This window comes from Saccharopolyspora mangrovi (assembly GCF_035320975.1).
In the GTDB taxonomy this organism is placed as follows: Bacteria; Actinomycetota; Actinomycetes; order Mycobacteriales; family Pseudonocardiaceae; genus Saccharopolyspora; species Saccharopolyspora mangrovi.
Genome location: NZ_JAWLNX010000009.1, coordinates 216,169 through 229,253 on the forward strand (window position 1 = coordinate 216,169; position 13,085 = coordinate 229,253).

A 13,085-nucleotide genomic window follows, 5' to 3' on the forward strand; every position below is an offset into this window, starting at 1 on the left:
GAATTAATCTCAACGAACCGTTAAGATATCCTGTAGCATCGGGGCATGCTCGACGTCAGGCGGATGCAGGTCCTGCGCGCGGTGGTCACCAGCGGCTCGGTGAGCGCTGCCGCGTCCAACCTCGGCTTCACCCCCTCGGCCATCAGCCAGCAGCTCTCGACGCTGGAGAAGGAGGCCGGGACCCCGCTGCTGGAGAAGGCCGGCCGCGGCCTGCGGCCCACCCCGGCGGGCACCCTGCTGGCCGAGCGGGCCGGGCGGATCTCCGAGCTGCTCAACGAGACCGAGGCCGAGCTCGCCGACATCCGCGCGGGCCGGACGGGCCTGCTGCGGCTGCGGTTCTTCACCACCGCTGCCGTCGGCCTGATCCCGCAGGCCGTGGCCAAGTTCCGCGCCGAGCACCCCGAGGTGCAGCTGGACCTGCAGCTGCAGGAGGAGGGGTTGCTCGAGGACGTCGCGTCAGGTGAGACGGACCTGGCGGTCATCGTGGTCGGCGAGTCGGTGCCGCAGCGGCGCGGGGTGCGGCTGGTGCACCTGGCCGACGACCCCTACCGGGTCGTGCTGCCCGGCTCCCACCCGCAGGTCGACCAGGACAGCGTCGACATGGCCAAGCTGGCCCACGATTCCTGGGTCAACAGCGCGGTGACCGACGGAGGGATCTGCTCGCGGCTGCTGCGGGACGCCTACGCCAGCGCCGGTTTCACGCCGCGCGTCGCGGTGGAGACCGACAGCACCTACTCCGCCCAGGGTTTCGTCGCGGCCGGCATGGGGATCGCCCTGGTGCCGCGGCTCGGCCTCGACGTCGTGCACCCGGGCGTGGAGGTCCGCGCGGTCACCAACCCGGAGCCGACCCGCCGCCTCTACGTCGCAGCCCGGGACGCCGTCGCCGACCTCCCGGCCACGCGGTCCCTGCTCGAATGCCTGCAGGAGACCGCGAAGACCGCCTGATCAGCTCCGGCTGTCGGTGTTGATCAAGGCCTGGCCGTCGGTGTTGGCGACCATGCCGAGGACGTGCATCTCGGTGCTCTTCTTGCCGTCCTTGGTGAGCTGCAGGGTGACCACGACGTTGGCGCCGGACTGGACCGGCTCGCCGATGATCTTCACGTCGTCGATCTGCTTCCAGAACGCCTCGTACCGCTCCTTGCCCTGCGACTGCAGGCTCGGGCCGAGGAGCTTCCACGCGGCGTCGAGCTGCTTGGGCACCAGGCCGTAGTACTTCTTGACCGTGGAGACCAGCTCCTCCTTGGTCACCTGCTTCTTGGTGCTCGTCGCGCTGGACGTGGGGGCGTGGCTGGTCGTCGGCGCGGCGGAGGACGACGTGGGCGCGGCCGAGGTCGTCGTGGCCGGTGCGGCGCTGGGAACGGGTTTCGGCGCCGGCGGCGGGGCGCTGCGCTCCTGCGCGCCGGAACCGAACGCGTTGGCGGCCAGCACGCCCACCAGGATCGCCACCACGATCGCCACGATCCACAGCGCCACCTGCTTGCCGCCGCGGCGCGGCGCAGCGGCGGCGGCCACCGGGGCGGCGCCACCGACGCGGGTGGGCGGGTTCGCGCCGCCGCCCATGCCGCCCTGGTACGCCATCGTCGGCCCGGCACCGTGCTGGGCCGGTGCGGGAGGCTGCTGCTGGCGCTGCCAGCCCGCTCCGGCTCCCGGGGCCGCGTTGGGCACCGGACGGCCGTCGAGGACGGCCTGCAGCAGGTCGCGGGTGTGCGCCATCGTCGGCCGGTCGACCGGGTCCGGGCACAGCATCTGCATCAGCACCGGCGTCATCGGCCCGGCCTGGCGCGGTGGCTCGAACTGGCCGCGCGCGACCCGGTGCAGCAGGCTGATCGCGTTCTCGTCGGTGCCGAACGGCGGGCCGCCCTCGATCGCCGCGTACAACGTCGAACCCAGCGAGAACACGTCCGACGCGGGTGCCGGGTCGCGGCCCAGCGCGACCTCCGGGGCCAGGTAGGCGGGGGTGCCGGCGAGGATGCCGCTCTTGGTGACGGCGACGTCCCCGATCGCGCGGGAGATGCCGAAGTCGGTGATCTTGGCGAGGTCGTTCTCGCCGAGCAGGATGTTGCCCGGCTTGAGGTCGCGGTGCACGATGCCGGCCATGTGCGCGGCGGCCAGCGCCCCGGCGACCTGAACGCCGATCCGGGCCACCCGCATCGGCGGCTGCACGCCCTGCTCGTCGATGACCGCGGCGAGGCTCGTCGAGGGCAGGTACTCCATGACCAGCACGGGCTGGCCCTCGTCCTCGGCCACGTCGAACACGACGATTGCGTTCTGGTGCTGGAGGCGGGCGGCGATGCGGCCCTCGCGCATCGACCGCTGGCGCGCTTCCTCGGTTTCCTCGGGGGTGTAACCGGGCTGCAGCAGCAGTTGCTTGACGGCGATCGTGCGGTGGAGGCGTTCGTCGACGGCCTTCCACACCACGCCCATGGCGCCGCTGCCGATCTTTTGCTGCAAGCGGTACCGGCCCGCGATCAAACGACCTTCGGCGCTCACCGGTGTCTCCTGGTACTGGCTCGCCCGACGGGGCTCGCCTGTCTAAGGACTGCCTGTTTTCTCGTTAGCGATGCGGGCGGACCGGACTCCCCGCTGCCGGCTTCACCCGACGGTGTCACGCCCGCAGCCACGTTACTGGGCCGTGCGTTCCCGACGGCACCCCGGGGCCGGAATGCGCCTGCGGCCGGGGCGCTCACCTGTCGATGAGCACCCCGGCCGCAGCACGTGAACCGAATGTCCGGGTCTACCTCACTGAGTGGTGACGCTACCGCTCTGGCTGGTGGAGGTCCGGGTCGGCTGGCTGGAGGTCTCCTCGGTCGTCGACGTCGGCTGCTGCGTCGTCGACGGCTGCTGCTGCGAGGTCGTCGGCGGCTCCTCGGAGGAGGTCTCCGTCTCCCTCGTCGTGGTGCGGGTCGACTTGGTGGTCGTCTCCTCCTCGCTGCTGGTCTCCGGCGGCGGGGGCGGGAGCTGCGGAGCCTCGGTCTGCTGGTTGGCCGGCTGAGGCGTCGGCTCCTGCGGACCGCGCAGCGCGGAGGTGACCAGCACGGCGATCACGGCGACGGCGACCAGCGCGATGGCCGAGATGATCACCGGGCGCTTGCTGCGCCGCGGCTCCTCGTAGGCCACCTCGTCGGCGCGCGGGTCAGCGCCCATGTAGGACGTGGCGTCCTCGTAGGGCTGCTCGGAGTAGGGGTCGTCCTCGTAGTAGGCGACCGTGGTGCCCGCCGCGGCACCCGCGCCCATCACGCTCGTCGCGTTCTCCGGGGGTTCCGGGGCCAGCGCGGGCGGGATCGGTGCGGCCATCGTGGGGATCGAGCTCACCGAACCGCCGTCGGCCACGGCCTGCAGCATCTCGCGGACCTGCGCCATGTCGGGCCGGTCCTGCACGCGTGCGGCCATCATCGCCATCAGCGGCTGTGCCATCGGCCCCGCCTGCTGCGGCGGTTCGATCTTGCCCGCGGCCACGGCGTGCAGCAGCGCCAAGGTGTTCTCGTTGAGGCCGAACGGCGGGTGTCCCTCGATGGCCGCGTAGAGCGTGGCGCCGAGGGAGAACACGTCGGAGGCCGGCGTCGGCTCCTGGCCCATCGCCACGTCCGGCGACAGGTAGGCGGGCGTGCCGGCGAGCATGCCGGTCTTGGTGACCTGCACGTCACCCTGCGCCCGGGAGATGCCGAAGTCGGTGATCTTCACCTGGCCGTTGTCGCCGAGCAGGATGTTGCCCGGCTTGATGTCGCGGTGCACGACACCTGCCGCGTGCGCGGCGCCGAGAGCCGACGCGACCTGCGCACCGATCCGCGCGACCTCGCGCGGCGGCAGCGGGCCGTGGTCGGACATCATCGCGGCCAGGCTCGTCGACGGCAGGTACTCCATGACGAGGACCGGCTGCCCCTCGTCCTCGGCCACGTCGTACACCGAGATCGCGTTCGAGTGCTGGAGCCGGGCCGCGATCCGGCCCTCCCGCATTGCCCGTTGCCGCGCTTCCTCGGCTTCACCCGGATCAAGACCGGGCTGCAACAGCAACTGCTTGACCGCAACGGTGCGGTGCAGGCGCTCGTCAACACACTCCCACACCACGCCCATCGCGCCACTGCCGATGCGTCGCTGCACCCGGTAGCGTCCGGCGACCAGGCGACCTTCGTCGCTCACCGACGTCTCCCCGTACTGCTATCGATGCCCAGCGGCGCCGCCCACCGGGAGTCCCGGAGGTGGCCCGCCGAACACCGGCGGATTAGGGCGGACCGGCATCGGCCCCCCACAAGTACACGTTCAAAGCACGACTCGGGTTGCCACCGAACCGCGATACGGCAGCCTAGCCGACGCCGTGTGGGCGTAGGTCCGAAGTCGAAAAGATCGGTACGACCTATTTCGAGACTACGCCGACCGCGCCCGGAACCACCGTGATCCGGCCTCGCACCGCAGTCGTTTGCGCTGGTGGTCCGGACCCCAGGCGGCCGGTGCCCGCGGGCTTGTGACCCTCGGCACCGACCGGCTCACGCCACGGTACCGGCGGCGGTGGCCCCGGTGGGCCCGGGTGTGAGCAGATGCGGGTCGTTGCCGCATTGTTGTGCACCTCAGCCGGGCGGCAGCTGCCGTGCGCTGCGCAGCTCGGCGCCGACGATGCGCGGCAGCGGGCCGGGCGAGACGTGCAGGTTCTGGTCCAGCAGCACCCGGTCGCCACCCGGGTAGACGGCCTCCACCAGCGCGGACACCGAGGAGTCGGGTTGCGCCCGCAGGCTCACGACGCGCACCGCGTCAACGGACTCCCACGCCCGGTGGAGCTCCTCGGCCTGCCCGAGCTCGGGGGCGAGGAGCTCGTCGAGCCGGGCCGGGGCGTCCTGCGCGAGGCGGTAGAAGTCCTCGACGACGCGCAGCGTGGTGCTCTGGCTGCCCGCGGCCGGGTTGGCCAGGTAGGCGTTGCCGGGTTCGGCGGCGGCGACGGTCCCGCCGCCCTCGGTGGCGGACTCGAACCCGCCGTTGCCCTCGAACGGCCACTTCGCCTGCAGCACCAGGTCCGGGCGCAGCGCGAGGGCGCCGCTGATCGCGGCGCTGGAGTGGGCCGGTCGCGGCAGCTGCGCGGGCTTGGTCATGATCAGCGCCCCGGCGCCGGCGGCGGAGATCAGCAGCAGCACGCCGAGCGCGGTCAGGACGATCAACCCGGCCTTCGGGGACCGGGTGGGCGTGCTGTCGGCGTCGGAGCCGAGCTCGGTGGCCAGCAGGCCCTGCTCGCGGGTGTGCGGGCCGCGCCGGATCAGCTCGGCGACCGTGACGGTGTCGTCGATGGTCGGGCGATCGCTGGGGTGGTCCACGGCGTGAAGACGTACCCCGCCTTCGGTCCGAATAGGAAGGATTCTCAGATAGATCACCGGAAGAGGTGGCGCCGAAGATCACGAACGGAGCAGTGCTTCACGATCCGTGATCAGGAGAGGCGGTCGTCCGCCGCGATCATCGGGTTCTCGGCCATCTCGTAGCGCAGCATCCGGCGCTCGGTCCGCACCGAGCCGTCCGGCAGGGTCAGCCGCAGCGTGTGGGTGGTGCTGGTCGGCGTCACGTAGACCTGCTCGACCTCGACCCGCTTCGCGTACGAGTAGCGGCCCGCGAAGGCCTCGTAGCCCTCCTCGCGCAACCGGCCGGTGGTCATCGCGTAGGCGCCCGGCAGGTCACCCCCGGAGATCGCCGCGTAGTACTGCTCGCTGCTGCGCTGCATGCCCTCGGTGTCGGTCAGCTTCAGCAGCTGCGGGGCCTCGCTGGTGGGCGGTCGGCTCGTGGTCGGCGGCGCGCCGGGGGTGCCGCTGCCCGGGGAGCCCGGTTCGGGGTCGGCGCCCGAGTCCTCCTCGCCGGGTTGCGGGACGGGGGTGGCGGTCGGGACGGGGCCCGCGACCAGCTGGTTCGGGCTGCTCGGTGGTGGCGTGGCGCCCGCGGTCGAGGGCCGGGTCGGGTCGCCGGTGAGGAAGTAGGGGTCGCGCGGGATCGGCGGGTACTGGCCGCCGCGCGGCATGGACGGCAGGTCCAGGCCGTCGATGCGGGTGGTGTGGCTGGACACCAGCGTCGTGGCGAACACCAGCCCGCCCAGCGCGGCGACCGAGGAGGCGATCGCGAACCACGCCGCGCGGCGCCAGGTGGGTGGTGGGGTCACCGAGGCGGGCACCATGCCGAGGTCGAACTTGTGCAGCCCGCCCACCGGTGCGGTGTCGGTCAGCGGATCGATCGCCAGCCGGGGCGAAGGCTCCTCCGACCCGGTCCGCTGCGTGGGGACCGGCGCCCAGGCGGCGCCGGTCTCGTTCTTGCGATGCCGGCCAGGAGCCGGTGCCGGGGACTGCGGCGGCCAATCGAGTCGGCCGCTCCAGCCGATGGTTCTGCCGCTCTGCATCGGAGATCTCGACTTTCTGCAACCCGCGAGGGTTTCACGGCGAGCTTCGCGTCGAGAAGATCGGTACTCCGAACGGCGCTCTTGATGCATCGAACGGGTGATAAGGATCAAGGATCACCCGGACGAACGTCACCCAAAGACGGAACCGAGGTGCGAAGGACGCGAGACTTGTGTCGGTCCTGTGCGAGCGGCGCAGCCGCGAGTCGTGTGAACCACCCTCGCAGCCTCACCGCCGCGGGTTCTGACGCGTCGTCTGGTGAGGACGCCGCGACGCCGTGTATTGGCATACATCAGGAGTGGCGCCCGGAGCCAGACGGCGTGTCAGGTTCCGCTACCCGCACCGACTAGCAGGTCGAGTTCAGGACCAGCAGATCAGAACTCTCCCTTTCGGAAGCGGCTCTGAGTGCTCTGCAGGGCCTTGAGGGACCCCACGCCGCCGCCGAGGCCGAGCAGCGTGGCGAAGACGTCCGCGCCCACCGTGTCGCCGGTGCCGATCAACAGCGCCAGCAGCGTCACACCGAGGCCGACGCCGGCGATCGGGTAGCGCTTCTTGGCGAAGTCGGCTGCCGGCTGCCCACCGGGGCGCTTCTTCGCAGCGGAGGTCAGCATCGCCAGATAGCCCGCGTGCCCGGCCGCCGCGATCACGGCGCCCAGCGTCACCAGGAGTGCGACCAGACCGATAACCATGCCCATGCCCCCAGTCTGCTCCTTGACGGGGCATGTCCGATATGGGGGATCGCCCTGATTCACGGATCGGTTCGAAAAGGTTGTGAATCAAGTCTGGTTTGAGATCGTCGTCACGCTTAGGTTCTGTCGCTATGAGCGAGCGAACCGGTCTCGATCTGAACGGCAAGCGCGTCCTGGTCACCGGGGCGGCCAGCGGCATCGGTGCCGCCGTGACCAGGAGATTCGCCGCGGCGGGTGCCGAGGTGATCGCCGTGGACAGGGCCGCGGAGTCGGTCACCGCGCTCGCCGGGGAGCTGGGTGCCACCGCGCGGGTGGTCGACCTGGCGGACCCGGGCAACGCCGACGGCCTGGGCGAGGGCGCGGACGTCGTGGTCAACAACGCCGGGTTGCAGCACGTCGCGCCGCTGCAGGAGTTCCCGCCGGAGGTCTTCGGCACGATCCTGCGGGTGATGGTCGAGTCGCCGTTCCGCATCGTGCGGTCCGCGCTGCCGGGCATGTACCGCAACGGCTGGGGGCGGGTCATCAACATCTCGTCGGTGCACGGCCTGCGCGCTTCGCCGTTCAAGAGCGCTTACGTCACCGCCAAGCACGCCATCGAAGGGCTGTCCAAGACCGTCGCGCTGGAGGGCGCCCCCTACGGCGTCACCTCGAACTGCCTGTGCCCGGGGTTCGTGCGAACCCCGCTGGTGGAGCGGCAGATCGCGGAGCAGGCGCGGCTGCACCGGGTGCCGGAGGAGCAGGTCACCGAGGACGTGCTGCTGGCCCGGACCCCGGTGAAGCGGCTGGTCGAACCCGACGAGGTCGCTGAGTTCGCCGCCTGGCTGTGCGGTCCCGGGACCACGTCGATCACCGGGGCGTCGCTGTCGATGGACGGGGGATGGACGGCCAACTGACCAGCTCTTCCCGAGGTGACCACGGCCCGTCAAGGAGGACGCCAGCCATGACAACCGAGCCCGCTCCCGCACGCTCGTCCACCACCAGGGTGGTGCTGGCGAGCCTCGTCGGCACCACCGTCGAGTGGTACGACTTCTTCCTCTACGGATCAGCCGCTGCGCTGGTGTTCAACAAGCTGTTCTTCCCGGCGGGCGACCCGCTGATGGGCACCCTGCTCGCGTTCATCACCTACGCGGTCGGCTTCGTCGCCCGACCGCTGGGCGGTCTGGTCTTCGGGCACTACGGCGACCGGATCGGCCGGAAGAAGCTGCTGGTGTTCAGCCTGGTGCTGATGGGTGGCGCGACGTTCGCGATCGGCCTGCTGCCCACCTACCAGTCGGTGGGCGTGATCGCTCCGCTGCTGCTCACGGCGTTGCGGCTGATCCAGGGCTTCGCGATCGGCGGCGAGTGGGGCGGTGCGGTGCTCATCGTCTCCGAGCACGGCTCGCCCGAGCGCCGCGGCTTCTGGGCGTCCTGGCCGCAGGCCGGGGTGCCGCTGGGCAACGTCTTCGGCACCGCGGTGCTGGCGCTGCTGGCGGCGGTGCAGTCCGACGAGGCCTTCCTGGCCTGGGGCTGGCGGATCGCGTTCCTGCTCTCCGGCGTCCTGGTGCTCATCGGCCTGTGGGTGCGGCTGGCGGTCGCCGAGTCGCCGGTGTTCCTGGAGGCCCAGCGCAAGGCCGAGGAGTCCGGTGCCGAGCAGAAGCCGCCGATCTTGGAGGTGCTGCGCAGCTACCGGCGCGAGGTGCTGACCGCGATGGGTGCGCGGTTCGCCGAGAACGTCGTCTACTACGTGCTGACCTCGTTCGTGCTCACCTACGTGGCCACGTTCCTGGACCTGCCGCGCGGGGTGGCGCTGAACGCGGCGCTGATCGCCTCGGTGCTGCACTTCATCAGCATCCCGATCTGGGGTGCGCTGTCCGACCGGTTCGGGCGGCGGCCGATCTACCTGCTGGGCACGGTCGGCACGGGTGTCTGGGCGTTCTTCTTCTTCACGATGCTCGACACCAAGTCGTTCTGGGTGATCACCTTCGCGACCACCGTGGGCCTGGTGTTCCACGGCGCGATGTACGGGCCGCAGGCGGCGTTCTTCGCGGAGCTGTTCGGCACCAGGGTCCGCTACTCGGGAGCCTCGATCGGCTACCAGCTGGCGTCGATCGTGGCGGGCTCGCTGGCGCCGATCATCGCGACCGCGCTGCTGGCGGCGTTCGACTCGTCGCTGCCGATCTCGATCTACGTGGCACTGTGCTCGGTGGTGACCCTGGTCGCGGTGTTCTACTCGCCGGAGACCCGGGATCGCGATCTCGCCGTCGACCACGCGGTGTGACGCAGGAGGGCGCCTTTGACCAGGTCAGAGGCGCCCTTCGCGGGTTCCTACGAGTGGCCGAGCCGACCTCGCCCGAGGCGGAGCAGGATCATGGCGATCTCGCGGCCCTCCGGCCCGAGCTCGCGGTACCGGGCGAGCACGTCCATCTCGCGGTTGTAGACGATGCGCGGGCCGCCAGCGGCCATGCGCGCCTGCCCGACCTGCTGGGAGACCTCGGCCCGGCGCTTGATCAGTCGCAGGATCTCGGCGTCGAGGTAGTCGATCTCCTCGCGGAAGTTGGTGATCGCCTCCGCGGCCTGCTCGGTCGAGGGCTTCCCGGACTGCGGTTTGTCACCGTCCACAGTGGCGTTCATCGGACGTCATCCTCCGGCTCCAGCCCCGTTCCCGTCCCGGAACGCGAAACGCCCCGAGTCCGAGGACTCCGGGGCGTCGTAGTGGTTTTCGAGCTCACGCAGTGACGGACGCCGGAGTCCCGGGCCCGTAGTAAAACTCGTACTGCTGCGTTCGCACACCACCAGTCTGCCACAACCCCCGCCCCCGATCCACTGCCTGGTCACCACGTCCCAGCAGCTGGACGCCAACGGCTGCGCCCCACGCGAGCAACTCGCAACGCCGCGGGTTCTGGCACGTCGCCTGGTGAGGACAGCTGTGACGCCGTGTGTTGGCGTGCAAACGGAGCGGCTCCCGGAGCCAGGCGGCGTGCCAGGTTCCGCTACCCGCACCGCTACGCAAAGTGAGCTCACGCGGAGGAGCTCTGTCCGGGGGGTTCGGTAACGTGGTTCGACGATGAGCACCCCTCTCGATCTCGAATGGCAGGGCGACGAGCCCCAGCCCGCGCAGCCCTCCGCACCTCAGTCCCGGTCGGGCCCGGACCCGGAGGCGCTGCTGGCTGGGCTCAACCCGCAGCAGCGCGAGGCCGTGACGCACACCGGCTCGCCGCTGCTGGTGGTGGCTGGTGCCGGATCGGGCAAGACGCGAGTGCTCACCAACCGCATCGCCCACCTGTTGGCCACCGGGGCGCACCCCGGCCAGATCATGGCCATCACCTTCACCAACAAGGCCGCGGCCGAGATGAAGGAGCGCGTCGCCGACCTGGTCGGCCGCCGGGCCAACGTGATGTGGGTGTCGACGTTCCACTCGATGTGCGTCCGGGTGCTGCGCCGCGAGGCCAAGACGCTCGGCATGTCGTCGAACTTCTCGATCTACGACTCCGACGACTCCAAGCGGCTGATCACCATGATCGCCCGCGAGCAGGACTTGGACTCCAAGCGCTACCCGGCGCGGACGCTGTCCATCAACATCTCGAACCTGAAGAACGAGCTGCTCACGCCGGAGGACGCGGCGCAGCAGGCGGGCAACGACGTGGAGCGCAAGGTCGCCCAGGTCTACGCCGCCTACCAGCGCAGGCTCGCCGACTCCAACGCGATGGACTTCGACGACCTGATCATGCGCACGGTGGAGCTGCTGCAGCAGCACCCGGCGGTCGCCGAGCACTACCGCCGCCGCTTCCGCCACGTGCTCGTCGACGAGTACCAGGACACCAACCACGCGCAGTACGTGCTGGTCAGGGAGCTGGTCGGGACCGGGACCACGGAAGGCGGCGTGGAGCCCGCGGAGCTGTGCGTGGTCGGTGACGCCGACCAGTCGATCTACGCGTTCCGCGGCGCCACGATCCGCAACATCGAGGAGTTCGAGCGCGACTACCCGCAGGCCCGCAGCATCCTGCTGGAGCAGAACTACCGGTCCACGCAGACGATCCTGTCGGCCGCGAACGCGGTGATCCGGCGCAACCCGAACCGGCGCGACAAGCGGCTGTGGAGCGACGCCGGTGACGGCGAGCCGATCGTGGGCTACGTCGCCGACAACGAGCACGACGAGGCCGCGTTCGTGGCCGGTGAGATCGACCGGCTCGTCGACCAGGGCGAGGCCACGTTCAACGACATCGCGGTCTTCTACCGCACCAACAACCAGTCGCGCGTGTTCGAGGAGGTGTTCATCCGCCTCGGCCTGCCCTACCGGGTCGTCGGCGGAGTCCGCTTCTACGAGCGGCGCGAGGTGCGCGACGCCCTCGCCTACCTGCGGGTTCTGGACAACCCGGACGACACGGTGAGCCTGCGCCGGATCCTCAACGTGCCCAAGCGCGGCATCGGCGACCGCGCGGAGGCCGTGGTCGCGGTGCACGCCGAGCAGGAGCGGATCTCCTTCGGCGCGGCCCTGCGCCGGGCCGCCGCCGGTGAGGTCCCGCTGCTGAACACGCGCGCCCGCAACGCGATCTCGGGCTTCGTCGAACTGCTCGACGAGCTGCACGGGGTCGCCGCCGAGAACGACGTGGCCGAGACCCTCGACACCGTCCTGGAGCGCACCGGCTACCGCGGCGAGCTGGAGGCCAGCGACGATCCGCAGGACGCGACGCGGCTGGAGAACCTGACCGAGCTGATCACCGTCGCCCGCGAGTTCACCGAGGCCCGCGCCGGAGCACCGCTGCCGGCCGACGCCGAGGTCTCGCCGTCGGCGGAGGCCGTGGTGTCGGGTGTCGCCCCCGCCGAGGACGCGGACGACGACGCCGACCCGCTGGCCGACGACTCGCTGGCGGCGTTCCTGGAGCGCGTCTCGCTGGTCGCCGACGCCGACTCGCTGCCCGAGACCGGCGACGGCCTGGTCACCCTGATGACCCTGCACACCGCCAAGGGCCTGGAGTTCCCGGTGGTGTTCTCCGGCGGCTGGGAGGACGGCGTCTTCCCGCACACCCGCGCCCTGGGCGACCCGGCCGAGCTGGCCGAGGAGCGGCGGCTGGCCTACGTCGGCATCACCCGCGCCCGCCAGCGGCTCTACCTGTCGCGCGCCATGATGCGCTCGGCCTGGGGCCAGCCGATGACGAACCCGGCCTCGCGGTTCCTCACCGAGATCCCCGAGGAGCTGATGCACTGGCGCCGCATCGAGCCCGAGCGCGCCGCTCCGCAGGTCCGCAGCACCTGGGGCAGCCGAGGCGGCGGGTTCGACCGCACCGGGGGCGACTCGGCCCAGGCGGGCCTGGCCGAACGCGGCATGCGCAGCACCGGCATGAAGGGCTGGAAGGACACGGTCGCCCTCAAGCTCGAAGCGGGCGACAAGGTCACCCACGACAAGTACGGCCTCGGCACGGTCGTCGCCACCGACGGCGAAGGCCCCCGCGCCACGGCCACCATCGACTTCGGCTCCTCAGGCACGGTCAAGCTCATGCTCATCGGCACGGTCCCGCTCACCAAGCTCTGACCACCTCGGGAGGCGCTGCGGATCACGGCCGGCCGCGGTCCTGGAGGTTCGGTGGTCGCCAGCCCGTTTCGACCAGCGAGCGGGCCGGGGTGAACAGCGGGGCGGGGAGATCGTTCCAGCGGTGCCAGGACCAGGACTCGACCTTGTCGGGTTCGAGGACCTGCGGTGCGCCTTCGGCGGCGATCAGGTGGTGCAGCGTGATGTAGTGCAGGCCCTCGTCGTCGAAGACGTCGCTGGTCCAGGCGATGGTCGTGATGTCGGTGGCGACCAGTCCGGTCTCCTCGGCGAGTTCCCGGGCGGCGGCGTCCTCCGGCGCCTCGCCCGGGTCGACCTTGCCACCGGGGAAGGACCACGAGCCCGCGCCGTGCGCGCCCTTCCGCTTGCCGAGCAGCACCGCGGCGTCGCGCACCACGATGGCGCTGGTCCCCACGAACGGCCCGCGAATCTCCGAAGCAACCACGCCTGGATCCTCCCCGCCACCGACCCGCCCGGCCACCGAATTTCCGGTGCCGGTCGTGCTCTCGCCTCGTC

Annotated in this window: 11 protein-coding genes; 4 read left to right on the top strand and 7 right to left on the bottom strand. The window is 71.0% G+C overall.

Annotated features, from left to right (window positions below):
- The first annotated feature begins 45 nt into the window (after nt 1-45).
- Nucleotides 46-945, top strand: coding sequence for a LysR family transcriptional regulator (locus R4I43_RS15700; protein WP_324266342.1), 900 nt, complete (start codon nt 46-48; stop codon nt 943-945).
- Here R4I43_RS15700 and R4I43_RS15705 read toward each other — a convergent pair whose 3' ends face one another.
- From R4I43_RS15705 to R4I43_RS15725, 5 genes are all read right to left on the bottom strand, one after another.
- Nucleotides 946-2,490 carry a serine/threonine-protein kinase gene (locus tag R4I43_RS15705; protein WP_324266343.1) on the bottom strand — a complete coding sequence of 515 codons (1,545 nt, stop codon included), beginning with the start codon at nt 2,488-2,490 and terminating at the stop codon, nt 946-948.
- A 249-nt stretch (nt 2,491-2,739) separates the two neighbouring features.
- Complete coding sequence (locus tag R4I43_RS15710) at nt 2,740-4,137, bottom strand: serine/threonine-protein kinase (protein WP_324266344.1); 1,398 nt, start codon at nt 4,135-4,137, stop codon at nt 2,740-2,742.
- 425 nt (nt 4,138-4,562) lie between these two features.
- Nucleotides 4,563-5,297: a hypothetical protein gene (locus R4I43_RS15715; RefSeq protein WP_324266345.1), complete on the bottom strand. Its 735-nt coding sequence runs from the start codon at nt 5,295-5,297 to the stop codon at nt 4,563-4,565.
- A 110-nt stretch (nt 5,298-5,407) separates the two neighbouring features.
- Nucleotides 5,408-6,358, bottom strand: coding sequence for a hypothetical protein (locus tag R4I43_RS15720; RefSeq protein ID WP_324266346.1), 951 nt, complete (start codon nt 6,356-6,358; stop codon nt 5,408-5,410).
- Between the two features lie 372 nt (nt 6,359-6,730).
- The gene (locus tag R4I43_RS15725) at nt 6,731-7,051 is read right to left on the bottom strand and encodes a hypothetical protein (protein ID WP_324266347.1); all 321 of its coding nucleotides are present in this window, start codon (nt 7,049-7,051) and stop codon (nt 6,731-6,733) included.
- Between the two features lie 125 nt (nt 7,052-7,176).
- Between R4I43_RS15725 and R4I43_RS15730 the strand changes: the two genes are divergently transcribed.
- Both R4I43_RS15730 and R4I43_RS15735 read left to right on the top strand, forming a co-directional pair.
- Nucleotides 7,177-7,938 (top strand): 3-hydroxybutyrate dehydrogenase, encoded by a 762-nt coding sequence (locus R4I43_RS15730; protein WP_324266348.1) that lies wholly within the window; start codon nt 7,177-7,179, stop codon nt 7,936-7,938.
- 47 nt (nt 7,939-7,985) lie between these two features.
- Nucleotides 7,986-9,302, top strand: a complete 1,317-nt coding sequence (locus tag R4I43_RS15735) for an MFS transporter (RefSeq protein ID WP_324266349.1) — start codon at nt 7,986-7,988, stop codon at nt 9,300-9,302.
- A gap of 47 nt (nt 9,303-9,349) precedes the next feature.
- Here R4I43_RS15735 and R4I43_RS15740 read toward each other — a convergent pair whose 3' ends face one another.
- On the bottom strand, nt 9,350-9,655 hold the full coding sequence (locus R4I43_RS15740; RefSeq protein WP_324266350.1) for a chorismate mutase: 306 nt from the start codon (nt 9,653-9,655) through the stop codon (nt 9,350-9,352).
- 433 nt (nt 9,656-10,088) lie between these two features.
- Here R4I43_RS15740 and R4I43_RS15745 point away from each other — a divergent pair, with 433 nt between their 5' ends.
- Entirely contained in the window at nt 10,089-12,554 is a 2,466-nt protein-coding gene (locus tag R4I43_RS15745) for a UvrD-helicase domain-containing protein (protein WP_324266351.1), read from the top strand.
- 22 nt (nt 12,555-12,576) lie between these two features.
- Here the strand turns inward: R4I43_RS15745 and R4I43_RS15750 are convergent, their stop codons facing one another.
- A complete protein-coding gene (locus R4I43_RS15750; protein WP_324266352.1) occupies nt 12,577-13,014 on the bottom strand; it encodes a nucleotide triphosphate diphosphatase NUDT15 in 438 nt (145 codons plus the stop codon).
- Nucleotides 13,015-13,085: the final 71 nt, after the last annotated feature.

Excerpts from the sequence above, each read along its gene's own strand:
- R4I43_RS15700 (WP_324266342.1), top strand. The coding sequence starts at position 46 with ATGCTCGACGTCAGGCGGATGCAGGTCCTGCGCGCGGTGGTCACCAGC.
- R4I43_RS15720 (WP_324266346.1), bottom strand. The coding sequence starts at position 6,358 with ATGCAGAGCGGCAGAACCATCGGCTGGAGCGGCCGACTCGATTGGCCG.
- R4I43_RS15725 (WP_324266347.1), bottom strand. The coding sequence starts at position 7,051 with ATGGGCATGGTTATCGGTCTGGTCGCACTCCTGGTGACGCTGGGCGCC.
- R4I43_RS15730 (WP_324266348.1), top strand. The coding sequence starts at position 7,177 with ATGAGCGAGCGAACCGGTCTCGATCTGAACGGCAAGCGCGTCCTGGTC.
- R4I43_RS15735 (WP_324266349.1), top strand. The coding sequence starts at position 7,986 with ATGACAACCGAGCCCGCTCCCGCACGCTCGTCCACCACCAGGGTGGTG.
- R4I43_RS15740 (WP_324266350.1), bottom strand. The coding sequence starts at position 9,655 with ATGAACGCCACTGTGGACGGTGACAAACCGCAGTCCGGGAAGCCCTCG.
- R4I43_RS15745 (WP_324266351.1), top strand. The coding sequence starts at position 10,089 with ATGAGCACCCCTCTCGATCTCGAATGGCAGGGCGACGAGCCCCAGCCC.